The organism is Methylocystis sp. Uni0008, from assembly GCF_056838045.1.
Genome location: NZ_CM166370.1, coordinates 996,455 through 1,021,531, shown reverse-complemented (window position 1 = coordinate 1,021,531; position 25,077 = coordinate 996,455). Strand labels below are relative to the sequence as shown.

Here is a 25,077-nt window from a genome sequence, read left to right as displayed (position 1 = left end):
TCGCGTCACGGCTGCGCCAGCGTGGCGATGACGGCGTCGCGATTGAGGCCCTTCTCGCCGATGATCACGACACGGCTCACGCGCTGCTCGTCGGGCTTCCACGCGCGATCGAAGTGATGTTCGACGCGCGCGCCGACGCCTTGCACGAGCAGGCGCATCGGCTTGCCGACGACTTCAACGAACCCCTTTATGCGCAGCACGTCATGAACGCGGGCCGCCTCGGCCAGTCTCGCGACCAGCGCCGTTGGATCGCTTACCGCAGAGAGAGAGACGACGAAACTGTCGAAGTCGTCGTGGTCATGTTCCGGCTCGGCGTCGTGATGCGACGGCCGGTTCGCGATGTCGTCCTCGGCCGCCGCGGAAAGGCCGAGCAGCACGAGCGGATCGACTCGTCCGCCGCTCGCGCGCACGACTTTGGCGGCTTGACGCGCGCCTTGCGTCAGACGATTGGCGACCGCGCGTTCCTCGCCCGCGTCAAGCAGATCGGTCTTGTTGAGAATGATCAGATCGGCGCAGGCGAGCTGATCCTCGAACACTTCTTCGAGCGGATTGTCGTGATCGATCGTCTGCGTGTCTTCGCGCTCCTGCGCGATGGCGTCGAGATCGTCGGCGAAACGGCCTTCCGCCACGGCCTTTCCGTCGATCACGGCGATGACGCCGTCGACCGTCAGCTTGGAGCGGATCGCCGGCCAGTCGAACGCCTTGACGAGCGGCTTCGGCAGCGCCAGCCCCGATGTTTCGATGATGATGTGATCGGGACGATTCTCATGCGCGAGCAGCGCCTCGATCGCCGGCACGAAATCGTCGGCGACGGTGCAGCACAAACAGCCGTTGGCGAGTTCGACGATGTTCTCGTCGGGACAATTTTCCACGCCGCAGGCGCGCAGGATTTCCCCGTCGACGCCGACATCGCCAAACTCATTGATCACGAGCGCGAGACGCCGGTCCCTGGCGTTTTCGAGCACATGACGAATGAGCGTCGTCTTCCCCGCGCCAAGAAAGCCGGTGACGATCGTCGCAGGAATTTTGGCGCCGCTCATGCCGACTCTCCTTCGCGCGACATGAAGCGCCAGACGAGGCCGACAAGCGTGCCCGCGAGCGCCCAGCTGATCGCCTGAACGGCGAGCGATGAGGCGGCGAAGCGCGCGGCGAGTTCCGCCGGCGCCGTGCTCTCGGGCGTGGCGGGCGTCGGCGCGAAGAACTGCGGCGCGACGATCAGCGCGACGCCGACGAGCTTCGCCGCCGCCGAGTCGAGCCGCAGCAGGGCGTAGAGACCGGCGCCGGTCGACAGCGCCGTCGCGAGCCACCAGATCTGACGGGCACCGAGTTCGGTTTCCGCCATGCCGGGAAGCTGCGGGGCGAGCCCGAGAGCGGTCGCCAGCCCCGTCGCGGCGAAGGCGCAGGCGCCCCAAAGGGCGGCGCGGCGCGGCGCGATGGCGTCGCCGGAGAGGAGCATCGCGGCGAGCAGGATGAGCGCATAGCCGATCGAAACGGCGATCGTCGCCACGCTGGTCGCGGCCGTGCGGCTCAGGCCCGAGAACGTCGGGCCCGCCTCGGCGGCGTTATGCGCATGCGGCGCCGCCTCATAGACCTCGGCGGCGAGGATGAGCGGGGTCGTGGTGAAGTGCTGCAGGGCCGCGACCGCAAGCCCGGCGACAAGGCCGGCGATGAGGCCGGTCATCAAAACGCGCGCGATCAAGCGCGTTGGAGCCTAGTGGCAGGGGAAGGAGAGCGCGTGTCGCGTGTCATGCGCCGCGTCATGCACGCTTTCGGGATAAGCGAAGCCTGAAAGCCAGACGAAGCCGAAGCCGAGAATGAGCGCGACGGCGGCGGCCCTCAGCGCTTCGGATCTGGAAGTTGCAAGAGCGGCGACATTGGCGGCGGACTTGGCGTTCATATCGGTCTCCCTGCCGCCCCACCGGCGGCGATGCGATGCGTGCGGCGATCGGAAGCGATCGCCAAGACGGCAGGTCTCCTGGCTTCCGGCTCGTCGGACCGCGCCGCCTTCCCAAGCGTTAGGCTCAGTGGCGGATGGCGCAGCCCTCGCCGGCTACAGTTGCGGGGGCAGCCGCGGATAGGGGTCAAAACGCCCGCGCCGCGTTCCCTTTTGACTTCTTGCGAAGGACCGTCCCGATTAGTCATATGCGCGGCTTATGCTTCCGTCAAACCGCCAAGGAGCGCCGCGTGACCGAGATGAACGAAGACGACGAGGCGCGCCGGCATCGTCTCAAAATGGAGAAGCGCAAGGCGGTCCAGGACGCCGAGGTCGCCGGCAAGACGATCGCGCGCAAGGGCCTGCTGGTCGTGCACACCGGACCCGGCAAGGGCAAATCGACGGCCGCGTTCGGTCTGGCGCTGCGGGCGCTCGGCCATGGCTGGAAGATCGGCGTCGTGCAGTTCGGCAAGGGCCAGTGGCGCACCGGCGAGCGCAATATGCTCGAAAAGCTTGGCCAGGAGTTCGGTCGAGTCTCCTGGCACACGCTTGGCGAAGGCTTCACCTGGGAGACCCAGGACCGCGCCCGCGACGAAGCCGCGGCGCGGCGCGCGTGGGAGAAGGCGCGCGAACTGATGGACGATCCCGAAGTGCGTCTTCTCGTGCTCGATGAACTGAACATTTCGCTGCGCTACGAGCATCTGCCGCTCGACGAGGTGCTGGCGGCGTTCGCCGCGCGGCGGGGGGACCTCAACGTCGTCGTGACCGGGCGCAACGCCAAGCCGGAGCTCATCGCCGCGGCGGATCTCGTCACCGAAATGACGCTGGTCAAGCATCACTTCACTGCGGGAGTGAAGGCGCAGGAAGGCATAGAATTCTAATTCGGACGGAGGCGCTCACGCGTGGCGGCATGTCGCTCTTGGCAGCGGCCCGCGTAGCGAATACGCTTTGCAGGCAGAGAGTTGCGAGGCGCGTCCGCCCGACAAACGCTCAAAATCGACGGATCGAAAGCTCGATGGACATCTACGGCGCGCTCCGCTTTTCCGCTGCGAAGGTCTCCGGCGAACTGTTTTCGGCGGGCTCGATTTTTTCTGTCTATTCCCTGGCGACGACGTTTTTCATCGCCGTCTGCGCGCTGGCCTATCGGCGCAAGATGCGCCGGGGGCGCGTCAATCTCCGCGCCATCGCCCGAGCGATCTTCGATAAGCGACTCCTGCTCACCAAATCATCCGCGGCGGACGTCAAGCTCTTCGCCTTGAGCGTCGTTCTGATGCCGGTCGTGGTCGGCGCGCTTGTCATATCGTCGAACGCCGTCGCGACAGTCGTGAGCGCCGCGCTGCGCAACTCATTTGGCGAGTTTGCGCCGGTCGCTTGCTGCAGCCTGTCGATAAAGATCTTCTCTACCGTCGTGCTCTTTCTCGCGTATGAGATCGGCTATTGGGTCGACCACTACCTCAAACATCGCATTCCGTTCTTGTGGGAGTTCCACAAGGTGCATCACACCGCCGAGGTGCTGACGCCGGTGACGAACTTTCGCAATCATCCGATCGACAACATCTTCTTCGGCTACATGCTGGCGATCTTTATCGGCTCCGCCTCTGGCGTTCTGGCCTGGCTCTTTGGGCGAACCACGGAGTCTTTCACCGTCGACGGAAAGAACATCCTGTTCATCTTCTTCCTCTGGACGATCGGCCATCTTCAGCATTCGCAGTTCTGGATTCCGTTTCGCGGCGTATTGGGACACGTCGTCTTGAGTCCCGCGCATCACCAGATCCACCATTCCACAGATCCGATTCATTTTAACCGCAACTTCGGCAGCGTCCTCGCCATTTGGGACTGGATGTTCGGGTCCCTGGAGATTCCCTCGACCGACAATCCGCGTCTCAAATACGGCGTCGAAGAGGAAGGCGCGGATCCGCATTCGGTGGTCGGCATATTGGCGGTCCCGATCGCGAAAGCCGCTCTGGCGCTCTGGCGCGCGCTGGTCGATGCATGGAGCGCATTGCTGGAGCGAATGGAGCAGCGCCGCCAGAGGCCCAAGAGCACGGGCGTTTTATGAGCCGCATTCGCGCCGACGTGCTGCTCGCGCTGGCGGCTTTCATCTGGGGAACCGCCTTTATCGCTCAAAAAAATGCTGGCGAGTTCATGGGGCCGATCAGCTTCGTCGGCGTCCGCTTTCTGCTGTCGTGCATCGCGCTGGCGCCTTTCGCGCTCTATGAGCGGAGCCAGACTGCATCGCCGCTGAAGAAGAGCGATTTGCCTCTCGCCGGCCTTATCGGCTTTTGCGTCTTCGCCGCCGCGGCTTTGCAGCAAGTCGGCCTCGCCACGACGACGGCGAGCAACGGCGGATTTCTCACGGCGCTCTATGTCGTCCTCGTCCCCGTGTTCGTCTATGAGCAAACCGGCGTGAGGCCGCGACAGGTCGTTCTCGTCGCCGCCATCGTGTCGGTCGCGGGCGCCTGGCTGCTGACCGACGGCGCGCAGTTGCAGAGCTGGACGTCGGGCGACGGCCTGGTGTTGATCGCGGATATCGCCTGGGCCGCGGGGATCAGCCTCGTGCCGACCTTTCTGAAGCGCACCGATCGGCCGTATTTTCTGGCGTTCGCGCAATTCGGCGTCGTGGGCGTTCTTGGCGCGATCATAGGTCTCGGCCTCGAGCCTTATTCGCATGAGGGCATGATCTCGGCGCTGCCGGCGATCCTCTATGCGGGGCTTTGCTCGGGAGGCGTCGCCTTTACGCTTCAGATCGTTGCGCTCAGATATACGCCAGCGTCCGAAGCGGCGCTCATCATGTCGTTGGAGAGCGTTTTCGCCGCGTTGTCGGGGGCAATCCTGCTCTCGGAGCGGCTGACAGGAAGCGCGATCGCAGGCGGCGTTCTGATTTTATTCAGCGTCGTCTTGGTCGAAGCTGGACCGGCGCTGCAAAATTTCTGGCCATCGCAATATCGAAGCTGGCTGTCGCAGGTCTGGGGCAGGGCGCGATAGCAGTTCTAACGCGACAGCAGCCCCAAAAAGCGGAAGCCGACGCTCGAGAGTTCGAGAACGTCGGCTCCAAAGTGATCTGCGCCGTGACCGGGCAAATCATCCTCCCAAAAGACAAGGCCGGGAGCTCGCGCACCCGGCAAGTCGTTCGGCAGGGGTATTACTGAATCATACGGGCAGTGGAACCGGTGCCGCTGCCCTCGATGCCGTTGCGGTTGCCCGTGCCGTTGGTGCCCTGGGGAGAGATCCAATCCGGAACCCAGGTCAGAGCGACAACGACGAAAGCGACGAAAGCAGCGATCCAAAGCAGCATCTTGCCGATATCGCCAGAGCTGTGAACGTTGACGGCCATGCGTTTTCCCCCTGTTCTTGATTTTACGTGAATGCTTGCCGCATCGAGAGGGAGCCTAGCTTGTTTCTAAGCGGTTTGCAATGCGCTCATGCGAAGGCGGAAACGTCTGGTAAAAAAGCTAGTTTTTCAATAAAAAACAATGTTTTAATCTGCGACAAGAGGTCGCGGACGAGGCAAAAATTTAGCGCCTGCGCCTCTCGCGCGGCGACTGTGAATGGCGGCGCGCCGGACGACCTGGGGCGGCCGCCAGCTGGCGCCGACGCCTAGTGGCCACGGCCCTTGCCCCACGTGGGCGCATCGCCTATAAGCCCGCCATTCCACAGGCGAGGGTTACGCGGCGTCTGCCTCAAGACGTCGCTCCGGTGGCCGGTTGTCCGGCCTCTTCATCTTTCGCCGAGGCTCAACCGGAGAAACGACACATGGCTCTTCCCGACTTCAATATGCGCGGCCTTCTCGAGGCCGGCGCCCACTTCGGCCATCAGGCGCATCGCTGGAACCCGAAGATGGCGCCCTTTATCTTCGGCGCCCGCAACAACATCCACATCATCGATCTCGCCCAGACGGTGCCGCTGCTCCATCAGGCGCTGAAGACGATCTCGGACACTGTCTCCAAGGGCGGACGCGTGCTGTTCGTCGGCACCAAGCGCCAGGCGCAGGAGCAGATCGCCGACGCCGCCAAGCGCAGCGCTCAATATTACATCAATTCCCGCTGGCTGGGCGGCACGCTCACCAATTGGAAGACGATATCCGGATCGATCAACCGTCTGCGCAAGCTCGACGAGATGCTTTCGGCCGGCGCTTCCGGCATCACCAAGAAAGAGCGCCTGCTGCTGACCCGCGAGCGCGACAAGCTCGAAAAAGCGCTCGGCGGCATCAAGGACATGGGCGGCACGCCGGACCTGATCTTCGTGATCGACACCAATAAGGAGCAGCTCGCGATCAAGGAGGCGAATCGCCTGAAGATCCCGGTCGTCGCGGTGCTCGACACCAATTGCGATCCGGACGGCGTCACGCATCCGATCCCTGGCAATGACGACGCCGGACGCGCCATCGCGCTCTACTGCGATCTTGTGGCGCGCGCCGCGATCGACGGCATTTCGCGCAGTCAGGGCGCGATGGGAATCGATATCGGCGCCGAGGAAGCGCCGGCGCTGGAGCCGGCGCTCGAAGCCGGCGCGCCGGGAGCGGTTGAGAGCGCAGGCGCGGATTTCGAAGCGCCCGGCGAGCCGTTCGAACTGCTCTCAGCGCCCCGCGGCGCGCCGGACGATCTCGCGAAGCTGCACGGCGTCGGCCCGCAGCTCGTCAAGAAGCTGAACGACGCCGGCGTCTATCATTATTGGCAGATCGCCGCGATGGCGCCGGGCGACGTCGAAAAGCTCGACGCGGATTTGAAGCTGAACGGCCGCATTGCGCGTGACGGCTGGGTCGATCAGGCGAAGGCGCTGCTCGCCGCCTGATCAACTCCGTCAAGTCCTACGCTTAAATCGCGCGCGCCGGTCCATTGGGCCGGCGTCGTCGCATGACCCCTTGAGAAGGAATTTCGACCATGGCTACGATCACCGCCGCCCTTGTGAAGGAACTGCGCGAGAGCACCGGCGCCGGCATGATGGACTGCAAGGCGGCGCTCACCCAGACGGAGGGCGATTTCGAATCGGCGGTCGACTGGCTGCGCAAGAAGGGCCTCTCCAAGGCCGCGAAGAAGGCTGATCGCGTCGCCGCCGAGGGCCTTGTCGCCGCGCTGGTCGCGGACAAGTCGGGCGTGCTTGTCGAAGTCAATTCGGAGACCGACTTCGTCGCGCGCAACGCCGACTTCCAGACGCTCGTCAAGAACATCGCCGAAGTGGCGCTGAAGAGCGGCAAGACCGACGTCGAGGCGCTCGGCAAGGAAGCCTATCCCGGCGGCGGGACGGTGAGCGAAGCCATCACCAACGCGATCGCCAGCATCGGCGAGAACCTGACGCTGCGCCGCGCATCGGCGCTCAGCGTCGGCGACGGCGTCGTCGGCCGCTACGTGCATGCGCAGGTCGTCGACGGCCAGGGCAAGATCGCGGTGATCGTCGCGCTTGAATCGACAGGCGACAAGGAGGTGCTGGCGGCGCTCGCGCGCCAGCTCGCCATGCATGTCGCCTCGGCCAATCCGCTGGCGCTCGACGCTTCGGGCCTCGACCCCGCGACGGTCGAGCGCGAGAAGAAGCTGCTGGCCGAGAAGAACGCCGGCAAGCCGGAGAACGTGCTGCAGAAGATCATCGATTCGGGCCTGAAGACCTACGCGAAGGAGGTCTGCATGCTCGATCAGGTGTCGAACCATCCGGACCACGGCGGCAAGACCGTGGCGCAGGCGGTCAAGGAGCTTGAAGGCAAGGCCGGCGCGCCGATCGCCATCAAGGGCTTCGTGCGCTACGCGCTCGGCGAAGGCATCGAGAAGCAGACGAGCGACTTCGCCGCCGAGGTCGCGGCCGCCGTGAAGGGGTAAATCACCCTTCTTCCCGCTTGATGGGAAAGGGTCAGGATGAAGGCCGGGGCTTTGACCCCGGCCTTTTTATTTGCGCGAGGTCTCTTTTATTTCGCGACATCTCTCCGCGTCATGCCCGCGCTTGTCGCGGGCATCCATGCCAAGTCTGCGCAGGCGCCGCGTGGAGAGGCCGGGACAAGCCCGGCCATGACGGGTGTCGGATCGTCGGCGAAACAATCGCAGGCGCGCGGCGTTTAGGCTCCTGACGCTGGTTTTCGCGCCCCGTGGCGAAGATCGAGGAGAAGGAGCAGTTGATGCGCGCAAAAAAACCGCCGCTGACGAAACCATTCGGGGACCGCGCGCGCAAAGCGCCATCTTGTCCGCCACTTCGGTCCTCGGCTTTGATGAGTCCTCGGCGGCGCCGCAGCTTCGCGATCCGCGCGAACTCTATCCCAAGCCGCCTTTCGAGCAGCAGACGCAGCCGTGGCCGGGCCTCGCCGGCCAGATGACGCCCCGTCCCGATCACGGCGAGCAATCCTACCGCGGCTCGGGGCGCCTCCTTGGCCGCAAGGCGCTGATCACGGGCGGCGACAGCGGCATCGGCCGCGCCGCGGCGATCGCCTTTGCGCGAGAGGGCGCCGACGTCGCCATCAATTTTCTGCCAGAAGAGGAGGCCGACGCGCAGGAGGTCATGGACCTCATGGGCGAGGCCGACGTGAATGCGGTCGCGCTGCCCGGCGACATTCGCGACGAAGGCTTCTGCCGCAAGCTCGTCGACGATGCGGCGCGCGATCTCGGTGGCTTGGACATTCTCGTCAACAACGCCGCGCGCCAGCATGCGCATAAATCGATCCTCGACATTTCGACCGAGGATTTGGACTGGACCTTCCGCACCAATCTCTACGCGCTGTTCTGGATCACCAAAGCCGCGATTCCGCATCTGCAGCCGGGATCTTCGATCATCAATACGAGTTCGATCGTCGCCTTCGATCCGTCGCCACAGCTTCTGGACTACGCCGCCACCAAGGCCGCGATTCTCAACTTCAGCCGATGCCTGGCGAAGCAGCTCGCCGACAAGGGCATCAGGGTCAACGCCGTCGCGCCAGGCCCGTTCTGGACGGCGCTGCAGCCGAGCGGCGGACAGTTCCCCGATCACCTGACCGATTTCGGCGCCGATACGCCGCTCGGCCGACCGGGCCAGCCGGCGGAGATCGCGTCGCTTTATGTTCTTCTCGCCTCTAGCGAAGCGAGCTTCATGACGGGACAGGTGTTCGGCGCGACCGGCGGCGAACCTGGACCGTGATCTTCCGCAGACCTCGACGTCGCTTCGACTCCGTGAGTGTCTGCGATCCTGTGTCCTGAGATGTTTGCGTTAGCCGCCCAATGGCGGCTGCGTCGCCGCGCTGAGGTGACGCCCGTCACTTGCCGGCGCCGCGCCGCGTCCGTATGAAGGCTGCGCCCCTGCCTCAGCCAGCGAGAGACGCCTCATGTCCGACCCCACGTCGACGCGAAGATTCAAGCGTGTGGTCGTCAAGCTGTCGGGCGAGGCCTTGCAGGGTCAGGCGCCGCACGGGCTCGACGCCGGCACGCTCGCCCGCATCGCCGCAGACCTCGCCACCGCCGCCGAAGCGGGACATGAGATCGCCGTCGTCGTCGGCGGCGGCAATTTCTTTCGCGGCATCAAGGGCGCCGACACCGGAATCGAGCGCGCGCGAGCGGATTCGATCGGCATGCTGGCGACGGTGATGAACGGGCTGGCGCTGGAGCAGGCGGTGGAAGGGCAGGGGCGCCAGGCGCGCTGCCTCTCTTCAGTTCCCATGCCGTCGGTATGCGAATCCTTTTCGCGCCGCGCGGCGCTGCATCATCTGGCCAAGGGGCGCGTCGTCATCGCGGCCGGCGGCACCGGCAATCCCTTCTTCACCACGGACACCGGCGCGGTGCTCCGCGCCGCGGAGCTCTCTGCCGACGCCGTGCTCAAAGCCACCCAGGTGGACGGCGTCTACACGGCAGACCCGAAACGCGATCCTGCCGCCGAGCGCTACGACCGCTTGAGCCATGACGAGGCGATCGCAAGAAATCTGGCGGTGATGGACACGGCCGCCTTTGCGCTCGCGCGCGAGAACAAAATTCCGATTCTGGTGTTTTCGATCGCTGAGGCGGGCGCCATCGACGGAGCGCTTTCCGGCAAGGCGCGCGCCACCCTGGTCGCCCCGTGAGACCCTTTCGCGCGGGGCGGGAAATCGTGCAATAAATCATGCGCCGCGGAGCCGGAGCGCTGGCGAAGGCGGCGGCGTGCGCCGGTTTTCGCCACGCCAGTTTCGAAAGCTTACAAGAAGGCAAGCCGCGCGCGCGTTTGATGACGCGGCGAGATCTAAAGACAGGTTGTGCACATCATGGCGGAAACTTTTGACCTTGCGGATTTGAAGCGCCGCATGCAAGGCGCGCTCGCGACGCTCAAGCACGAATTCGGCGGGCTTCGCACCGGACGCGCGTCGACGAGCTTGCTCGATCCGGTTCACGTCGACGCCTATGGGCAGATCTCGCCGCTGAATCAGGTGGCGACCGTCAGCGTGCCCGAACCGCGTCTTATTTCGGTGCAGGTGTGGGATAAGGCTCTGGTGATCGCCGTGGACAAGGCGATCCGCGAGGCCAATCTCGGCCTCCAGCCGACCGTGGAAGGTCAGACCCTGCGCATCCGCATGCCCGAGCTCAATGAGCAGCGCCGCAAGGAGCTTGTCAAAGTCGCGCATAAATACGCCGAGGAGGCGCGGGTCGCCGTGCGCCACGTGCGCCGCGACGGCCTCGACATTCTCAAGAAGTTGCTCAAGGATCACGCGATTCCTGAAGACGACGAGAAGCGCCACGAACAAGAGGTGCAGAAAGCGACGGACGAGACGATCAAGGAGATCGACGCCGCGCTCGCCGCCAAGGAAAAGGAAATCATGCAGGTCTAGGAGAACTGCTTTAGAGACCGCGGCTTCGCGGCGCAGACCAATGGCTTTTTGGAACCCGACTATGACGGAAAGCGACATTCTGGAGGCGGAAGCGAACGCGCTGAGAGCGCGCGCGGCGCCGCGTCATGTCGCGCTGATCATGGACGGCAACGGCCGCTGGGCGGCGAAGCGGGGCCTGCCGCGCTTCGAAGGACACCGGCGCGGCGTCGAAGCGCTGCGCCGCACCGTGCGGGCGGCGATCAAGCTCGGCATCGGCTATTTGACGGTCTATTCCTTCTCGGCCGAGAACTGGTCGCGTCCGCGCGAGGAGGTGGAAAGCCTTCTGTCGCTGCTTCACCGCTTCATCCGCAATGATCTCGCCGAATTGCACGCCAGCAACGTGCGCGTGCGCGTTATCGGCGCGCGCGCCGACCTCGCGCCCGACATCTCGGACCTGCTGCGCGAAGCCGAGCAGATGACTCAGGCGAACACGGGGCTAACGCTTGTCGTCGCTTTCAACTATGGGGCGCGGCAGGAGATCGCCGCCGCGGCGCGCGCCCTCGCTGAAATGGTCGCGCAGGGCCGGATCGCCCCCGACGAGATCGACGCCGACGCCATCGCGCGGCGTCTCGACACGGCCGACATTCCCGACCCAGACCTGATCATCCGCACGTCGGGCGAGCAGCGGCTGTCGAACTTCCTTCTCTGGCAGGCGGCTTACGCGGAATTCGTCTTCCTGCCAGTGCTCTGGCCCGACTTCGATGAAGGCGCGCTCGCCGCCGCCATCGCCGAATACGCCCACCGCGACAGGCGTTTTGGCGGACTTGAGGCTGCGGCGCGCAGCGCAAAGACCGCCTCATGACGTCGGAACGAGGGGAACGCGTCAGCCGCCCGGATGGGGCGCCCGCCGGGGCGCGTCCCGGAGGCTTCGCCGACCTTGGACCGCGCGTCGCCTCGGCGATAGCGATGGTCGTTGCGGCGCTCGGCGCGCTCTATGTCGGCGGCGACGTCTTCGCGCTCTTCTGGCTCGCGGCCGCTTTCGCCGTGAACTGGGAGTGGCAAAGCCTCATCGGCGGCGAGCGCCGCAGCGCCCGAATCGCGGTCGGCGGGGCCGCGGTGGCGGCGGCCACCGCCTTCGGACGCGTCTCCATGCCCGGCGCCGCCGCGCTCGCGATCGCGCTCTTCGCGCTGGCTAACGGGGCGCTCGCCGGGAGCGAGCGCCGCCTCTGGGCTGCGACGGGCGTGGTCTACGCCGGGGCGCTCGCCTCCTCAGTTTGTCTTTTGCGCGAGTCGCCCGACGTCGGGGCGCTGGCCATCGCCTTCCTTTTCGCCGTGGTCTGGGGGACGGATATCTTTGCCTATTTCGGCGGCAGATTGATCGGCGGACCGAAGCTTTGGCCGCGCGTTTCGGCCGGCAAGACATGGTCGGGAACCATCACCGGCGTGCTCTCCGGCGCATTTCTTGGGCTTGCCGCCGTTTACCTTGGCGGCGGTCCGCAACTTGCGAACTGGCGTGTGTTCCTGGTCGGGCTCGCCGCCGCCGCCTTCTCGCAGGTCGGCGACCTTGTCGAATCTTCCGTCAAGCGCCGCTTCGGCGTGAAGGATTCGAGCCAACTCATTCCCGGCCATGGCGGCGTCATGGATCGGCTGGACGGCTTCATCTTCGCCGCCGCATTCGCGGCTGCGGTAGGGTTGCTGCGCGGCGCGCCCTCGGTGGCGGCCGGTCTTTTCTTCTGGTAGGGCGGAGCGGATGGCATCAGCAAACGGACAGTTCCACGCTCACGCCCCGGCGCAGCCGCGGGCGCCGGCCCCGCGCCGTCTCGTGCTCCTTGGCGCAACCGGCTCCATCGGCCGTTCGACGGTCGACCTTCTCGAGCGTGATCCGGAAGGCTTTTCGGTCTCGGCGGTGGCCGGCGGCCGCGACGTCGAGGCGCTCGCGCGAGTCGCCCGCGCGGTTCGCGCTGAATTCGCCGCGATCCGCGACGAAAACGCCTATGGGGCGCTCAAGGAGGCGCTCGCGGGGACCAACATCCAGGTCGCGGCCGGCCGCGAGGCGGTCATCGAGGCCGCGCTGCGCGATGCCGATCTCGTCGTCTCGGCCATTGTCGGCGCGGCCGGCGTGGAGCCCACCTACGCCGCGCTCGCCGCAGGCCGCGACGTGGCGCTCGCCAACAAGGAATGCCTCGTCTGCGCCGGCGTGCCCTTCATGCGGACGGCGGCCGAGGCCGGCGTGCGGCTGCTGCCCATGGACAGCGAGCACAACGCCATCTTCCAGGCGCTCGGCGGCGAGGATCCCTCCCGCATCGAGCGCATGATCGTCACCGCCTCGGGCGGCCCCTTCCGCACCTGGAGCAAGGAGCGCATCGCTAAGGCGAGCGTCGAGGAGGCCCTCAACCATCCCAATTGGGCGATGGGCCCGAAGATTACGGTGGATTCGGCGGGCATGATGAACAAGGGGCTCGAACTGATCGAGGCCCATCATCTGTTCGGCGTGCCGGCCGAGAAGCTCGACGTGGTCGTCCATCCGCAGTCGATCGTCCACGGACTCGTCGCCTTCGCCGACGGGTCGGTGACCGCGGGCATGGCCGTGCCCGACATGCGCACGCCGATCGCGCATTGTCTCGGCTATCCGGACCGGCTGACCGCCCCGACGCCGCGCCTGGATTTGGCGAAAATCGCCACGCTGACGTTCGAAGCGCCTGATTTCGAACGGTTCCCGGCCCTGCGACTGGCGCTTGAAGCGCTGCGCGCCGGCGGCGGCCTGCCGACGGTGCTCAACGCCGCCAATGAGATCGCCGTCGAGGCCTTCCTCGACCGGCGCATCGCCTTCGACGGGATCGCCCGGCACGTCGCCGATGCCTGCGAGGCCGCGCTGCGCGACGGAACGGCAAATGCGCCCGCAAGCGTTGAGGAGGCGCTCGCGGTGGACCATATTGTCAGAGAAAGATCACGAGCGGCCTTGGCCGGGCGCGCCGCATCGGGCATGTTGACGCTCCAGTGATCATGGCGCGCCGCCGCAGGGTGGGGCGCAAACGACACCTGCGAGAGGCGCTTTGCTAGACCTCCTGACGACCTTCGCCTTTTACCTGATCCCCTTCGTGCTCGTTCTCACGCTGGTCGTGTTCGTGCATGAGTTCGGGCACTTCATCGTCGGCCGCTGGTGCGGCGTGAAGGTGGACGCCTTCTCGATCGGCTTCGGACCCGAACTGTGGTCCCGGGTGGACCGTCTCGGCACGCGCTGGCGCATCGCCGGCATTCCGCTCGGCGGCTATGTCACCTTCCACGGAGACGGGAACGCCGCGAGCGCCCCGGATCCGGACGCCGTGCGCGCGATGCCGGAAGTCGAGCGTAAAGTGACTTTCGCCGCGCAGCCGGTCTGGAAACGCTCGGCGATCGTGTTCGCCGGACCTTTCGCGAATTTCCTGCTGGCGATCGCGATTTTCGCCATACTGTTCGGCGTTTACGGACGCACGGTCTATGCGCCGCGCGTCGGCTCCCTTACCCCCGGGGGCGCTGGCGTGGCCGCCGGCTTCAAGCCCGGCGATCTGGTGCTCACCGTGGATGGCGCGCCGATCGAGTCCTTCTCGAAGCTGCAGGAAATCGTTTCCGGCTCTGCCGACAAGCAGCTCGTCTTCGTGGTTCGGCGCGGCGATCAGGAACTGACGATCCCCGCGGTTCCCGCCCTGCGGGAAGTCGAGAGCGCGATTGGCAAAGTCCGCATCGGCATGCTGGGCATACAGGCCTCGAAAGACGCCGCCGATGTGCGACGGGAACGTTACGGACCCGCCGACGCAGTTGCGATGGGCGTGCAGGAAACCTGGACGGTCATTCGCCGCACGGGGAGCTACATCGGCGGACTCGTCATGGGGCGGGAAAGCGCCGATCAGCTCTCCGGTCCGATTGGCATCGCGCAAGTGTCTGGACAGATGGCGCAAGCGGCCTCCAAGGTCGGCATCGCGCCTCTGCTGAGCCTCATCGCGATTCTCTCGGTTTCGATTGGCTTTCTCAATCTTATGCCGGTGCCGCTGCTCGACGGCGGGCATCTGCTGTTCTTCGCGATCGAAGCGGCGCGAGGCCGCGCGCTAAACGAGCGCGCGCAGGAAGTCGCCTTTCGCGTGGGTCTCGCGATGGTCGGCGCGCTGATGATTTTCTCGACCTATAACGACATCGCGCGACTCATTCACAAGCTCACCGGCTCGGGCTCTTAAGCGCACAGCGACGACGAGAGGCGCGGCGCGCATGACGCCGCGGAAGCGCGCCAATCCCGACGCATTTTGGACATGATCGCGCCTGCGACGCCATCCCTTAACCATGCGCTGACCATGAATCGTGGCTTTAACGTCACGCCTTCGACATTTTGCAGAAACAACATTTATTCTGCATTTGCAGGGTGGGGTAAACCTTGTAGAAGGAATCGCTCAACGCTGGCGATATGCTGTTCGCCAGCTGTTTTACATGAAGTTCGCGCCGCGGCCCGGGCGGCGACGTTGCGACGAGGACCTGCATTACATGCGCTCAATCAGCGGCATTTGGAAATCTTCGTTCCTGTTCGCGGTTGTCGCCGCCATGTTGGCCTTTAGCGTTCCAGCGTTCGCCGCGCCTGACATCAATCGCGTCGCATTCGAGGGCAACAGCAAGGTCAAGACCGACATTCTGCAGGAGCAAGTGCGCTCGCGCGCGCGGACGCCCTTCAACCCCGAGCTCGCCGCCGCCGACGCCGCGCGGTTAACGGAAGTTTATCGCCGGTCGGGGCGCGCCGCGGCGAAGGTGAGCTATCGCACGGTCGATCTGCCAAACGGACGCGTCGATCTCGTCTTCACGGTCGTCGAAGGCGACAAGACGGGCGTTAAGGAAATCCGATTCGTCGGCAACGAGGTCTACTCGACGCGGCGCCTTGTCGGCATGATGGAGACGACGGAAATGAACTTCCTGTCGTTCCTCAAGACGAGCGACGTCTATGATCCTGACCGCATCGCCGCGGACCTCGAACTCATTCGTCGATTCTATCTGAAGAACGGCTACGCCGATTTCCGCGTGATCAGCTCAGACGCGCAGTTCGATCCGACGATCGGCGGCTACATCATCACCGTCGTCGTGAACGAAGGCCCGCAGTATCACGTGTCCTCCGTGAGCATCGAGTCCCATCTGCCTGACGTGGACAGCGCCGCGCTGAACGATTTGCTGCGCCTGGCGCCGGGCGACGTCTACAACGGCGACGCCGTCGAGAAGACGGTCGAATCTCTGACGCGCGAAATCGCCAGGAAGGGCTACGCCTTCACTCAGGCGCGCCCGCGCGGCGAACGCAACCCGGCGGATCAGACGGTCGCCATCCAGTTCCTGCTCGAGGAAGGGCCGCGCGTTTACATCGAACGCATCAACATCCGCGGCAACACGCGCACGCGCGACTATGTCATCCGCCGTGAATTCGATATCGGCGAGGGCGACGCCTACAACCGCGTCCTCATCGATCGCGCCGAGCGCCGCCTGAACGGCTTGGGCTATTTCAAGAAGGTGCGCATCACCAACGAGCCGGGCTCCGCGCCCGACCGCGTGATCCTGAACGTCGACGTTGAAGATCAGCCCACCGGCAACTTCGGCATCTCTGGCGGCTACTCGACGAACCAGGGTTTCATCGCCGAAGTGTCCGTATCGGAAAGCAACTTCATGGGTCGCGGCCAGGCGGTTCGCCTTTCGGTGCAGGCCGGTCAGATCGCCCGCGGCGTCACGTTCAGCTTCACGGAGCCGTATTTCCTCGACCAGCGCATCGCCGCCGGCTTCGACATCTTCGTGCGTCGGCAGGACGCTTATAACTACTCGATCTACAGCTCGACCTCCTACGGCGGCACGTTGCGCTTCGGCATACCGATCACCGAAGAGCTCAGCTTCTCGCCGCACTACTCGATCTATCAGACGACGATCTCGATCCCGAACGATCAGAGGCGTCCCTATAATGACTGTTTGGTGCCGATTCCGGGCTACACGCCGGGGTTCAGCCCCTTCTTCCCGCAGCCCGGCTATCCGAACCTCCTGGTCAACTGTCAGTCGAACGGCGAAGCCTCGCTGGCGATCAAGGAGTCGCAGGGCGGCCTGCTCACGTCGCTCGTCGGCTATCAGCTGAACTACAGCACGATCGACAATTTCAAGAATCCGCATAACGGCTGGCTCGCGACGCTGAACCAGGACATTGCGGGCCTTGGCGGCGGCACGCGCTATCTGCGCACGACCGGCGACATCCGCTACTTCAAGGAAATCCCCTACCTTGACGACGTGGTCGGCATCGCCCGTCTGCAGGGCGGCGATCTGTCGACCTTCGGCGGCTACAAGCCGCGCATTCAGGACAACTTCAATCTTGGTCCGAGTCTCGTGCGCGGCTTCGCGCCCGGCGGCATCGGCCCGCGCGACTCGAACATTCTGACGAGCTTCAACAACAACCGCGGCAACTCGCTCGGCGGCTCCAACTATGTCGGCGCGTCGCTCGAAGTTCAGTTCCCCTTCTGGTACCTGCCCAAGGATTTGGGGCTGAGAGGCGCGCTCTTCGCCGACGCCGGTTCGCTTTGGAATTTCAGCGGACGGACGAATTACGCGAACAATCTGCCGACCATTCCCGGCGTGACCTGCATCGGCGCCTATACGCCGCAGGCGGGCTTCGGACAGGGCAACTGCGTCGTGCCGATCGCGAACAAGTTCGCCATTCGCTCGTCGGTCGGCGCGTCGGTGCTGTGGAATTCGCCGATGGGACCGATCCGCTTCGACTATGCGGTCGTGACGTCCAAGGTCTACGGCGACATCACGCAGAACTTCCGCTTCAGCGGCGGCACCAACTTCTAATGATCAGAGACAATCGCCGGGCGGACTGCGCCCGGCGAACAGTAGCGACGCGCAGTTTGCCCGCTGCGCGTGCGCCGCGAAGGATCACGTAGGGTGAGCGCGGCGGCTTTCTTTCCCTTGGCGCATCCCGCGCCGTTAAGCGAAATTGCGCAGATCTCCGGGGCGGAAATCCGCGAGCGCGCCGACGGCGAGTCCGCGGGCGCGGAAATGGCGCCGCCGCTCATCATTGGCGTCGCGCCGCTCGACTGGAGCAGGCCGGGCGATCTCTGCTTCTACGACAACGCGCGTTACCGCGCCGCGCTCTCGCAGTGTCGCGCCACCGCGTGCTTCCTAAGCGAACGTCACATTGCGTTGCTGCCGCGGGCCGTTGTCGCGCTCGTCGTCGACGATCCGCCGCGCGCCATGACGCTTGCGACCGCGCATCTGTTTCCGGAGGCGCTTCGGCCCGGCACTCTGTTCCAGTCGAGCGGCGTCTCTCCGGGAGCGGCGGTGCATCCGCAGGCGCGGCTCGAACCCGGGGTCATCGTTGATCCTGGCGCGGTGATCGGGCCGGGCGCCGAGATCGGCGCGGGAACGATCATCGGGCCGCAGGCGGTGATCGGCCCCAATGTGCGGATCGGCCGCGACTGTTCGATCGGCGCGCATGTAAGCCTCACTCATGCGCTGATCGGCGATCGCGTTTTCATCCACCCGGGCGCGCGGCTCGGGCAGGATGGTTTCGGCTTCGTGCGAAGCGGCAAGGGCTATCTCAAGACGCCGCAGATCGGCCGGGTGATCGTGCAGGACGATGTCGAGATCGGCGCCAACACGACGATCGACCGGGGCGCCTCGCGCGACACGATCATCGGCGAGGGGAGCAAGATCGACAATCTCGTGCAGATTGCCCACAACGTGGTGATTGGGCGCTTTTGCGCCATCGCCGCCCAGTCAGGCGTCGCCGGCTCCTGCGAGATCGGCGATTTCGTTGCGCTTGGCGGACAGTCCGCCGTCGCCGGGCATCTGACGATCGGGCAAGGCGCCGCGGTCGCGGCGAAATCCGGCGTGATGCGCGATGTGCCCGACGGGCAGCGGGTCGGCGGCGCGCCGGCGCGCCCGTTGCGGCGCTTTCTGCGCGGCGCGGCGCTGCTCGACCGACTCGCGCGCAGGAACGAGCCGACGTAAGACAGGGCGAAAGAATTCAGGCATGGCTTCCCCATGCCCTGGAAGAGATTCGGGCATGGCTTCGCCATGCCATGGGAGAGCATTCGGGCATGGCTTCGCCATGCCTTGGGAGGAGGAAACTATGGCCGAATCAGCGGCCGGCGCGACGCTGGAGAGCGCCGACATTCTGCAGATCATGAGCCAGCTGCCGCATCGTTATCCGTTCTTGCTCGTCGATCGCATCTACGACATCCGCGGCGACGAATCCTGCGTCGGCGTGAAGAACGTCACGGTGAATGAGCCGCAGTTTCAGGGACACTTCCCCGAGCGTCCGATCATGCCCGGCGTCCTGCTCATCGAAGCCATGGCGCAAACCGCCGGAGTCATCGCCATCCGGGCGCTAAATGGAAGCGACCGTTCCCGGCTCGTCTATTTCGTCACCATCGACAATGCGAAGTTCAGGAAGCCCGTGACGCCCGGCGACCGCGTCGAATTCCACATGACCAAAACCGCGCAGAAGCGGAACATCTGGTGGTATTCCGGGCGCGCATTGGTGGACGGCGCGCTGGTCTGCGAAGCGCAGATCAGCGTCATGATGGGCGGGTGAGCGTCGCCGCGGCGAGTGCGACAATGGACCCTTCGGTTCATCCATCCAGTGTCGTGGAAGCCGGCGCGCGGCTTGGCGCAGGCGTCGCCGTCGGTCCTTTCTGCCACATCGGCGCCGGCGTCGAGATCGGCGATGGCGCGACGCTCCACTCTCACGTCGTCGTTTCCGGCCGGACTCGCATCGGCGCGCGAACCCAGGTTTTTCCTTTCGCGGCCGTGGGACTGCCGTCGCAGGATTTAAAGGCGGAGCTCGCGGAGGGCGCGCTGACGATCGGCGACGACTGCGTCATTCGCGAAGGCGTGACCATCAACGCAGGCGTGGGCGAGGGCACGCGCATCGGCGCGCGCTGCGTCTTTCTTGCGTCGTCGCATGTCGCCCATGACTGTCGGCTCGGCGACGGCGTTATATTATCGAACCAGGTTCTGCTGGGCGGCCACGTCGAGATCGGGGACCATGCCATGATAGGCGGCGCCACAGCGGTGCACCAGAATGTGCGGATCGGCGCACACGCCTTTGTCGGCGGCCTGTCGGGCGTCGAAGGCGATGTCATCCCATTCGCGCTTGCGTCGGGCAATCGCGCCCATCTTTTCGGATTAAATCGCGTTGGCCTGCAGCGGCGTGGCTTCGCGACGGACCGGATCGAGCGCCTGCGCCGCGCCTTTGACCTGCTCTTCGCGCGAGACGATGCGCGCGTGCTCAGCGAACGGATCGACGCTCTGGCGCTGGATTTCGGCGGCGACGCGGACGTTGCCGCTATCGTCGAGTTCCTGCGCGCGCCCGGCGCGCGCCAGCTGTGTGCGCCTCGAGCGCGCTGATCATGAGCGGGCCGCACATCTTTCTCGTCGCGGGAGAGGCTTCGGGCGATCAGCTCGGCGCAGCCCTGATGCGGGCTTTGCGCACAGCGCGTCCGGAGGTGGTCTTTACGGGCGTCGGCGGCGAGGCGATGGCGCGTGAAGGCCTCGTCTCGGCGTTTCCACTGGCAGACATCGCGGTGATGGGCCTCTTGCCGGTGCTGGCGCGGCTGCCGCGTCTTGTGAAGCGCATCGAACTGACGGCGCGCCTCGTCATCGATCAGGTGCCTGATTGCCTCGTCATCATCGACGCGCCCGACTTCACTCACCGCGTCGCGCGCCGCGTGCGCGCCGCGCGCCCTGACGTGCCGATCGTCAATTACGTCAGCCCTACCGTCTGGGCGTGGCGGCCCAGCCGGGCGCGCGCGATGCGCGACTACATCGACTGTGTTCTGGCGCTGCTGCCCTTCGAGCCTCGGGCGCATGTGCAGCTGGGCGGGCCGAGATGCGTCTATGTCGGCCATCCGCTCGTCGAGCGGCTGGATGAATTGACGCCGCATCTCCATGATCGCGGCGGCGCGCGATCGTTGCTGGTTCTGCCGGGGTCACGTCTCGCCGAAGTGCGGCGCATGATGCCGGTCTATGGCGAGACGCTCGAGCTTCTCCTGCGTCAACGCGCCGATTTCGACGTCTCCATTCCTGTCGCGCCGAACATGGAGGAGCCGCTGCGCCGGGAGCTGAGAAGCTGGCCGATGACGCCGCGCCTGATCGGTCAGACGGAAAAATTCGCCGCCTTTCGCAAGGCGCGCGCCGCGCTCGTCACGTCGGGGGTCGCAACGCTGGAACTGGCGCTCGCGGACGTTCCGATGGCGGTCGCCTACAAGGTCTCGCCCGCTGAATCGCTGTTGCGCTTTCTTATCAATGTCGATTCGATCGTGCTGCCCAATCTCGTCATCGGCGAGAAAGCCGTCCCCGAATTCCTGCAGCAGGCGGCGACGCCGCGCGCGCTCGCCGAGACGCTGCGGCCGCTCCTGCGGGACAGCGCCGCGCGAGATGCGCAGCTCGCCGCGTTCAAGCGCGTCCGCGAGCGGTTGCTGGAGGCAGGACGAACGCCCAGCGCGCGGTCGGCGGACGTCGTCCTGGAGTATGCGTCGCGACGGCGGACGTAAGCCGGTCAGAACGGGATATCGTCGTCCAGCGCGTCCGACAGCTTGCCGGCGGGAGCGGGACGCCGCTCGCCGGGGCCGCGCTCCATCGGCGAGGTGCGGCCGAAGGAGCCGCCGCTCTGCCCGTAGCCGCTGTCGTAGTCGCCTTCGCTGCGACCGCCGCCCTTGCTGTCGAGCAGGGTCAGCTCACCGCGAAAACGCTGCAGCACGACGTCGGTCGCCTTGCGCTGATTGCCGTCCTTGTCCGTGTATTCGCGAGTCTGAAGCTGGCCTTCGAGATAGATCTTCGAGCCCTTGCGGCAGTATTGCTCGGCGATCTTGCCGAGATTTTCGTTGAAGATCGATATGTTGTGCCACTCGGTGCGGTCTTTGCGCTCGCCGGTGTTGCGGTCGCGCCAGGATTCCGTCGTCGCCAGCGAAAAGGAAACGACGCGATCGCCAGACGGCAGCGTCCGCACTTCCGGATCTCGGCCGAGATTGCCGATCAGGATGACTTTGTTGACGCTGCCCGCCATGTCGCTCTCCACTTGCTCAACGCGTGGCACTCTAGTGCAAAGGCCTGTCCGTCTGGCGCGCCGACGCGATTTGTCCACAGATGTGTGGCGCCCGCCGAGCCTGGAACGTTCGTATTTTGTTCTATCACCCGCGTTAAACTCATGCAAGCGCTACGGAATTTTTTGTTCTCTTTTCAGTTCACGCTTGGGCGACGCGCCACGAGCAGCAGGCCTGTGCCCTCGTCTTCCCGCGAAGGAACGCCCAGCGCTAGCCGCGCGGCCAGGCCGCCGAGAAGGCCGAGCGCGGCGGAGGCGTGCCAGGAAAACGCTTCCCGATAATATGCGTCGCCGCCGCATTTGATCGGACTGCACCGGCTGATCCAGTAAAGCAGCGCGTCGTCCTCGCCCCAGGGGACTTTTTCGACGCTCTCGACGGTCGCGCCGGCGCGTTTCGCCATTACCGCGAGCGCTTCCTTCGTCCACCAGCTGAGGTGATGCGGCGGGGCGTTCATCAGAAAATTCGGAATCCGCGTGAGCGCCGACGGAACATGCGGCACGCCGATGCAGACCAGACCGCCCGGTTTGGCGGCGCGCAACATCTCGCGAAAGAGCGATACGGGCGCGCTGATATGCTCGAGAACCTGAAACGCGCAGACGGCGTCATAGGATGCGGCGTTCGCGACGAGATGATCCGCGATCGTTTCACTGCGGATCGACGGGTCGCCGCCATGCTCGGCAAAATGCGGATCCAGGCCCGTGTAGTTGGCGTGCGTGACGCAGTGGCGGAAATTGCCCAGACCGCATCCGACATCGAGCACGCGCGCGCCGGCCGGCACATGTCGCGCGGCGAGATTGAACTCGGGCCGAATGAAGCGATCGGAATAGAGTCCGAGTTTCTTGAGGCGCGAATAGAATCCGTCATAAAATTCGTGATCGCCTTCGACAGGCGGATCAAAGAACAGAAGTCCGGTCGGCGATTCCCAGAGCCCGAATTGATCCACTGCGCCAAAGCTCGGCCAGGCGTTCGCGCCGAATTCGACTTTCCACAAGCGCCCGAGCAGCCGCGCGGGCACGGTTTGGACGAGGCGAACGGCGGGAAGGCCGGTGACAGGGCAATCAGGCGTCGTAGGCGGAGACATCGATAATCCTCTCAGCATGGATCATGCCGGGGCGCCTAATGCGGCAATCTCGCATGTGTTGTGCGGCGCCGCTATGACACGGCGCCGGCGTTTCGAATGTGGCGTCTCAATCCGTCGTGACGCCAATCTCGATATCGGAGGGATCGATCTCGCGAGCGAGTCCCGCCGCCAAGCGCGCCCGGTCCAACTCGCCTTCCCATGCGGCGATGACGATGGCGGCGACGCCATTGCCGATAAAGTTCGTCAACGCGCGACACTCGCTCATGAACTTGTCGACGCCGAGCACGAGCGACATGCCTGGCGCAAGTTGCGGATCGACCGCCGTCAATGTCGCCGCCAGCGTGATGAATCCCGCGCCGGAAACGCCGCTCGCGCCCTTGGACGTCAGCATCGCGACGACGAGAATGGTCGCCTGATGCGAAAGATCGAGTTCGACGCCCATGGCGCGAGCGATGAACAGCGTCGTCAGCGTCATATAGATGTTGGTGCCGTCGAGATTGAAGGAATAGCCGGTCGGCACGACGAGACCGACGACCGACTTCGAGCAGCCGAGCCATTGCAGCTTCTCCATCAGCGCGGGCAGGGCGCTTTCAGAAGACGACGTCCCGAGCACGATCAGCAGCTCGTCGCGCAAATAGGCGAGAAAGCTGAAGATGCTGAATCCCGCCGCGCGCGCGATGGCGCCCAGCACGAAGACGACGAAGAGACCCGCCGTCAGGTAGAAGAGCCCGATCAGCCCGGCGAGCGACAAGAGCGCGGCTGAACCATATTTGGCGACCGTATAGGCCATGGCGCCGAAGGCCCCGATCGGCGCGGCCTTCATGACGATGGCGATGACGCCGAACATGGCGTGGCCAACGTCGTCGATGATGACGCGCAGCGCACGGCCGCGTTCGCCGAGCGTTAAGAGCGCGAAACCGAAAAGCAGCGAAAACAGCAGCACCTGCAGAATGTCGCCTTTGGCGAAGGCGCCGATCGCGCTGTCGGGAATGATGTCGAGCAGAAAATCGACGCCCCCACGCTTCTCGGCCAGCGCCGTATATTTCGCGACGGCGGAAGGATCAGGCTTGCCGGCGAACCCCGCGCCGGTCTGCGCAAGATTTCCAACAAGAAGGCCGAGCGCCAGGGCGAATGTCGAGACGATCTCGAAATAGACGAGAGCCTTGAGGCCCACCCGGCCGACCTTGCGCGCGTCCTCGATGTGGGCGACGCCGGAGACGACCGTGCAGAAGATGATCGGCGCGATCGCCATCTTGATCAGCTTGACGAAGCCGTCGCCGAGCGCCTTCACCCAGTCCTGCGCCGCCGCTTCGGGGGCGAGCCCGCCGAACAGCGCGCCGAGCGCAATGGCCGCGAGCACCTGGACATAGAGGTGGCGGTAGAAGGGCTTCTTCGGCGTCGTCAATGGGCGCGCGTCGGCCGCAGTCGCTCCTTCGCTATTCTTTGCTTCGAGCGCCACGCGCGTTGCTCCTGACGGGAATGCACAGCGGCATTATTGGAACGCGAACGGGTTGACCACAGCAAGTTCGAGATCGACGAAATCCGCGACATTCCGCGTCGCGAGCGTCATGGCGTGCGCCGAGGCGATGCCCGCGACCATCGCATCCATGACGGCGAGCGGCTTGCCCAGAGTTTGTCGTCTCGCGCGCAGACGCGCAAAGGCATGCGCGGCGCGTTGGTCGAAAGCCAATATGCGGCCGGCGAAAATCTCTTCTTCGATTATCTGGCAGGCCTTGGTCAGCGCATCCTTCTTGCGGCCCGACGGCAGCAGCGCAAGTCCAAAGCGCAATTCCGCTATGACAGGAGTAGCAATGTAGAAATCGATTTCAGCGTGAGAATCGACCCATCGGCGCGCCTTCGCGTCGCCGGTCGGCTTCATCATTTCCGAAACGACATTTGTGTCGAGAAGGATCATTCGAATGTCGGCAGGGGGCGCTCGCTCTTGTCGCGCGGCTGGACGAAGTCGTCGGTCCAGTCCTCTGCTGCAATGAGGCCCTTCAGTTTTGTCCCGAGTCCGCCGGCTAGTCTTACGCCCTGAGCCCGCGTCGATTGCGAAAGCGCGCTTTTCAGCAGCATCTTGATCTCACTGGAAAGGCTGCGATTATGACCGTGCGCGAGATCTTCGATCTGGCGTTTCAATTCGGGGGGGACATCGCGGAGCAAAATATCAGGCATTTCAGACCCTATTGTGATATCAATGATATCACAAATTGACAGGATATCAAGGTCAAAAAATAATGTATGTTTTCAGTGAATTATT

The 25,077-nt window shown here is 64.8% G+C and carries 26 protein-coding genes, 1 pseudogene and 1 riboswitch; of the genes and pseudogenes, 17 read left to right on the top strand and 10 right to left on the bottom strand.

Features of this window, described 5'->3' with window-relative positions; genetic code table 11:
- Window positions 1-5 precede the first annotated feature (5 nt).
- The 3 genes from cobW to AC0X69_RS05055 are packed head-to-tail and all read right to left on the bottom strand — an operon-like array spanning window position 6 to window position 1,897.
- Window positions 6-1,040 carry a cobalamin biosynthesis protein CobW gene (gene cobW / locus AC0X69_RS05065; RefSeq protein WP_482611893.1) on the bottom strand — a complete coding sequence of 345 codons (1,035 nt, stop codon included), beginning with the start codon at window positions 1,038-1,040 and terminating at the stop codon, window positions 6-8.
- Window positions 1,037-1,699, bottom strand: coding sequence for a CbtA family protein (locus AC0X69_RS05060; protein WP_482611891.1), 663 nt, complete (start codon window positions 1,697-1,699; stop codon window positions 1,037-1,039). The genes cobW and AC0X69_RS05060 overlap by 4 nt, the downstream gene beginning before the upstream one ends.
- Before the next feature lie 12 nt (window positions 1,700-1,711).
- Window positions 1,712-1,897 (bottom strand): CbtB domain-containing protein, encoded by a 186-nt coding sequence (locus tag AC0X69_RS05055; RefSeq protein ID WP_482611889.1) that lies wholly within the window; start codon window positions 1,895-1,897, stop codon window positions 1,712-1,714.
- A 51-nt stretch (window positions 1,898-1,948) separates the two neighbouring features.
- Window positions 1,949-2,145: riboswitch (cobalamin riboswitch) on the bottom strand.
- A 48-nt stretch (window positions 2,146-2,193) separates the two neighbouring features.
- Between AC0X69_RS05055 and cobO the strand changes: the two genes are divergently transcribed.
- From cobO to AC0X69_RS05040, 3 genes are all read left to right on the top strand, one after another.
- Window positions 2,194-2,814 carry a cob(I)yrinic acid a,c-diamide adenosyltransferase gene (gene cobO, locus AC0X69_RS05050; protein WP_482613313.1) on the top strand — a complete coding sequence of 207 codons (621 nt, stop codon included), beginning with the start codon at window positions 2,194-2,196 and terminating at the stop codon, window positions 2,812-2,814.
- Between the two features lie 134 nt (window positions 2,815-2,948).
- Window positions 2,949-3,992 (top strand): sterol desaturase family protein, encoded by a 1,044-nt coding sequence (locus AC0X69_RS05045; RefSeq protein ID WP_482611887.1) that lies wholly within the window; start codon window positions 2,949-2,951, stop codon window positions 3,990-3,992.
- On the top strand, window positions 3,989-4,918 hold the full coding sequence (locus AC0X69_RS05040) for a DMT family transporter (RefSeq protein ID WP_482611885.1): 930 nt from the start codon (window positions 3,989-3,991) through the stop codon (window positions 4,916-4,918). The genes AC0X69_RS05045 and AC0X69_RS05040 overlap by 4 nt, the downstream gene beginning before the upstream one ends.
- 157 nt (window positions 4,919-5,075) lie before the next feature.
- On the opposite strand, the gene AC0X69_RS05035 is transcribed toward AC0X69_RS05040, so the two are convergent.
- Window positions 5,076-5,267 (bottom strand): hypothetical protein, encoded by a 192-nt coding sequence (locus AC0X69_RS05035; RefSeq protein ID WP_482611883.1) that lies wholly within the window; start codon window positions 5,265-5,267, stop codon window positions 5,076-5,078.
- 419 nt (window positions 5,268-5,686) lie between these two features.
- On the opposite strand from AC0X69_RS05035, the gene AC0X69_RS05030 reads away from it, so the two are divergent.
- The 14 genes from AC0X69_RS05030 to lpxB all read left to right on the top strand — a co-directional run bounded on the left by AC0X69_RS05030 (window position 5,687) and on the right by lpxB (window position 21,187).
- Window positions 5,687-6,724: a 30S ribosomal protein S2 gene (locus AC0X69_RS05030; RefSeq protein WP_482611881.1), complete on the top strand. Its 1,038-nt coding sequence runs from the start codon at window positions 5,687-5,689 to the stop codon at window positions 6,722-6,724.
- Window positions 6,725-6,813: 89 nt separating this feature from the next.
- The gene (gene tsf, locus AC0X69_RS05025; protein WP_482611879.1) at window positions 6,814-7,740 is read left to right on the top strand and encodes a translation elongation factor Ts; all 927 of its coding nucleotides are present in this window, start codon (window positions 6,814-6,816) and stop codon (window positions 7,738-7,740) included.
- A 355-nt stretch (window positions 7,741-8,095) separates the two neighbouring features.
- On the top strand, window positions 8,096-9,022 hold the full coding sequence (locus tag AC0X69_RS05020) for an SDR family oxidoreductase (RefSeq protein WP_482611877.1): 927 nt from the start codon (window positions 8,096-8,098) through the stop codon (window positions 9,020-9,022).
- Between the two features lie 184 nt (window positions 9,023-9,206).
- A complete protein-coding gene (gene pyrH / locus AC0X69_RS05015; protein ID WP_482611875.1) occupies window positions 9,207-9,935 on the top strand; it encodes a UMP kinase in 729 nt (242 codons plus the stop codon).
- A 177-nt stretch (window positions 9,936-10,112) separates the two neighbouring features.
- Window positions 10,113-10,673 (top strand): ribosome recycling factor, encoded by a 561-nt coding sequence (gene frr, locus AC0X69_RS05010; RefSeq protein WP_482611873.1) that lies wholly within the window; start codon window positions 10,113-10,115, stop codon window positions 10,671-10,673.
- A gap of 61 nt (window positions 10,674-10,734) precedes the next feature.
- Window positions 10,735-11,514: an isoprenyl transferase gene (locus tag AC0X69_RS05005; RefSeq protein WP_482611871.1), complete on the top strand. Its 780-nt coding sequence runs from the start codon at window positions 10,735-10,737 to the stop codon at window positions 11,512-11,514.
- The gene (locus AC0X69_RS05000) at window positions 11,511-12,392 is read left to right on the top strand and encodes a phosphatidate cytidylyltransferase (RefSeq protein ID WP_482611869.1); all 882 of its coding nucleotides are present in this window, start codon (window positions 11,511-11,513) and stop codon (window positions 12,390-12,392) included. Before AC0X69_RS05005 ends, AC0X69_RS05000 begins: the two co-directional genes overlap by 4 nt.
- Window positions 12,393-12,402: 10 nt before the next feature.
- Complete coding sequence (gene dxr / locus AC0X69_RS04995; protein WP_482611867.1) at window positions 12,403-13,653, top strand: 1-deoxy-D-xylulose-5-phosphate reductoisomerase; 1,251 nt, start codon at window positions 12,403-12,405, stop codon at window positions 13,651-13,653.
- 52 nt (window positions 13,654-13,705) lie between these two features.
- Complete coding sequence (locus tag AC0X69_RS04990) at window positions 13,706-14,860, top strand: M50 family metallopeptidase (RefSeq protein ID WP_482611865.1); 1,155 nt, start codon at window positions 13,706-13,708, stop codon at window positions 14,858-14,860.
- Window positions 14,861-15,161: 301 nt separating this feature from the next.
- Window positions 15,162-17,480, top strand: coding sequence for an outer membrane protein assembly factor BamA (gene bamA, locus AC0X69_RS04985; RefSeq protein ID WP_482611863.1), 2,319 nt, complete (start codon window positions 15,162-15,164; stop codon window positions 17,478-17,480).
- Between the two features lie 93 nt (window positions 17,481-17,573).
- Complete coding sequence (gene lpxD, locus AC0X69_RS04980; protein ID WP_482611861.1) at window positions 17,574-18,641, top strand: UDP-3-O-(3-hydroxymyristoyl)glucosamine N-acyltransferase; 1,068 nt, start codon at window positions 17,574-17,576, stop codon at window positions 18,639-18,641.
- A gap of 121 nt (window positions 18,642-18,762) precedes the next feature.
- A complete protein-coding gene (fabZ, locus tag AC0X69_RS04975) occupies window positions 18,763-19,227 on the top strand; it encodes a 3-hydroxyacyl-ACP dehydratase FabZ (protein WP_482611859.1) in 465 nt (154 codons plus the stop codon).
- Window positions 19,228-19,250: 23 nt separating this feature from the next.
- Window positions 19,251-20,042 carry an acyl-ACP--UDP-N-acetylglucosamine O-acyltransferase gene (gene lpxA, locus AC0X69_RS04970; RefSeq protein ID WP_482611857.1) on the top strand — a complete coding sequence of 264 codons (792 nt, stop codon included), beginning with the start codon at window positions 19,251-19,253 and terminating at the stop codon, window positions 20,040-20,042.
- Window positions 20,043-20,044: 2 nt separating this feature from the next.
- On the top strand, window positions 20,045-21,187 hold the full coding sequence (gene lpxB / locus AC0X69_RS04965; RefSeq protein ID WP_482611855.1) for a lipid-A-disaccharide synthase: 1,143 nt from the start codon (window positions 20,045-20,047) through the stop codon (window positions 21,185-21,187).
- Between the two features lie 5 nt (window positions 21,188-21,192).
- Here the strand turns inward: lpxB and ssb are convergent, their stop codons facing one another.
- The 6 genes and pseudogenes from ssb to AC0X69_RS04935 all read right to left on the bottom strand — a co-directional run.
- Window positions 21,193-21,699 carry a single-stranded DNA-binding protein gene (gene ssb / locus AC0X69_RS04960; protein WP_482611853.1) on the bottom strand — a complete coding sequence of 169 codons (507 nt, stop codon included), beginning with the start codon at window positions 21,697-21,699 and terminating at the stop codon, window positions 21,193-21,195.
- Between the two features lie 173 nt (window positions 21,700-21,872).
- On the bottom strand, window positions 21,873-22,817 hold the full coding sequence (locus AC0X69_RS04955) for a class I SAM-dependent methyltransferase (protein WP_482611851.1): 945 nt from the start codon (window positions 22,815-22,817) through the stop codon (window positions 21,873-21,875).
- 106 nt (window positions 22,818-22,923) lie between these two features.
- Complete coding sequence (dctA, locus tag AC0X69_RS04950; RefSeq protein WP_482613312.1) at window positions 22,924-24,222, bottom strand: C4-dicarboxylate transporter DctA; 1,299 nt, start codon at window positions 24,220-24,222, stop codon at window positions 22,924-22,926.
- Window positions 24,223-24,309: 87 nt separating this feature from the next.
- A complete protein-coding gene (locus tag AC0X69_RS04945) occupies window positions 24,310-24,732 on the bottom strand; it encodes a type II toxin-antitoxin system VapC family toxin (protein ID WP_482611849.1) in 423 nt (140 codons plus the stop codon).
- Window positions 24,729-24,893, bottom strand: a complete 165-nt coding sequence (locus tag AC0X69_RS04940) for a hypothetical protein (protein ID WP_482613467.1) — start codon at window positions 24,891-24,893, stop codon at window positions 24,729-24,731. The genes AC0X69_RS04945 and AC0X69_RS04940 overlap by 4 nt, the downstream gene beginning before the upstream one ends.
- An 18-nt stretch (window positions 24,894-24,911) precedes the next feature.
- A pseudogene (locus tag AC0X69_RS04935) lies at window positions 24,912-24,992 on the bottom strand (hypothetical protein); the annotation flags it as partial.
- Between the last annotated feature and the right edge of the window lie 85 nt (window positions 24,993-25,077).

What these genes read in the sequence shown, in the direction of transcription:
- AC0X69_RS04955 (WP_482611851.1), bottom strand. Translation starts at nt 22,817, where the DNA reads ATGTCTCCGCCTACGACGCCTGATTGCCCTGTCACCGGCCTTCCCGCC.
- AC0X69_RS05045 (WP_482611887.1), top strand. Translation starts at nt 2,949, where the DNA reads ATGGACATCTACGGCGCGCTCCGCTTTTCCGCTGCGAAGGTCTCCGGC.
- pyrH (WP_482611875.1), top strand. Translation starts at nt 9,207, where the DNA reads ATGTCCGACCCCACGTCGACGCGAAGATTCAAGCGTGTGGTCGTCAAG.
- fabZ (WP_482611859.1), top strand. Translation starts at nt 18,763, where the DNA reads ATGGCCGAATCAGCGGCCGGCGCGACGCTGGAGAGCGCCGACATTCTG.
- cobW (WP_482611893.1), bottom strand. Translation starts at nt 1,040, where the DNA reads ATGAGCGGCGCCAAAATTCCTGCGACGATCGTCACCGGCTTTCTTGGC.
- AC0X69_RS04940 (WP_482613467.1), bottom strand. Translation starts at nt 24,893, where the DNA reads ATGCTGCTGAAAAGCGCGCTTTCGCAATCGACGCGGGCTCAGGGCGTA.
- dxr (WP_482611867.1), top strand. Translation starts at nt 12,403, where the DNA reads ATGGCATCAGCAAACGGACAGTTCCACGCTCACGCCCCGGCGCAGCCG.
- AC0X69_RS05040 (WP_482611885.1), top strand. Translation starts at nt 3,989, where the DNA reads ATGAGCCGCATTCGCGCCGACGTGCTGCTCGCGCTGGCGGCTTTCATC.
- AC0X69_RS05035 (WP_482611883.1), bottom strand. Translation starts at nt 5,267, where the DNA reads ATGGCCGTCAACGTTCACAGCTCTGGCGATATCGGCAAGATGCTGCTT.
- cobO (WP_482613313.1), top strand. Translation starts at nt 2,194, where the DNA reads ATGAACGAAGACGACGAGGCGCGCCGGCATCGTCTCAAAATGGAGAAG.
- AC0X69_RS05030 (WP_482611881.1), top strand. Translation starts at nt 5,687, where the DNA reads ATGGCTCTTCCCGACTTCAATATGCGCGGCCTTCTCGAGGCCGGCGCC.
- ssb (WP_482611853.1), bottom strand. Translation starts at nt 21,699, where the DNA reads ATGGCGGGCAGCGTCAACAAAGTCATCCTGATCGGCAATCTCGGCCGA.
- bamA (WP_482611863.1), top strand. Translation starts at nt 15,162, where the DNA reads ATGCGCTCAATCAGCGGCATTTGGAAATCTTCGTTCCTGTTCGCGGTT.
- AC0X69_RS04945 (WP_482611849.1), bottom strand. Translation starts at nt 24,732, where the DNA reads ATGATCCTTCTCGACACAAATGTCGTTTCGGAAATGATGAAGCCGACC.
- frr (WP_482611873.1), top strand. Translation starts at nt 10,113, where the DNA reads ATGGCGGAAACTTTTGACCTTGCGGATTTGAAGCGCCGCATGCAAGGC.
- lpxB (WP_482611855.1), top strand. Translation starts at nt 20,045, where the DNA reads ATGAGCGGGCCGCACATCTTTCTCGTCGCGGGAGAGGCTTCGGGCGAT.
- AC0X69_RS05055 (WP_482611889.1), bottom strand. Translation starts at nt 1,897, where the DNA reads ATGAACGCCAAGTCCGCCGCCAATGTCGCCGCTCTTGCAACTTCCAGA.
- AC0X69_RS05000 (WP_482611869.1), top strand. Translation starts at nt 11,511, where the DNA reads ATGACGTCGGAACGAGGGGAACGCGTCAGCCGCCCGGATGGGGCGCCC.
- tsf (WP_482611879.1), top strand. Translation starts at nt 6,814, where the DNA reads ATGGCTACGATCACCGCCGCCCTTGTGAAGGAACTGCGCGAGAGCACC.
- AC0X69_RS05005 (WP_482611871.1), top strand. Translation starts at nt 10,735, where the DNA reads ATGACGGAAAGCGACATTCTGGAGGCGGAAGCGAACGCGCTGAGAGCG.
- lpxA (WP_482611857.1), top strand. Translation starts at nt 19,251, where the DNA reads ATGGACCCTTCGGTTCATCCATCCAGTGTCGTGGAAGCCGGCGCGCGG.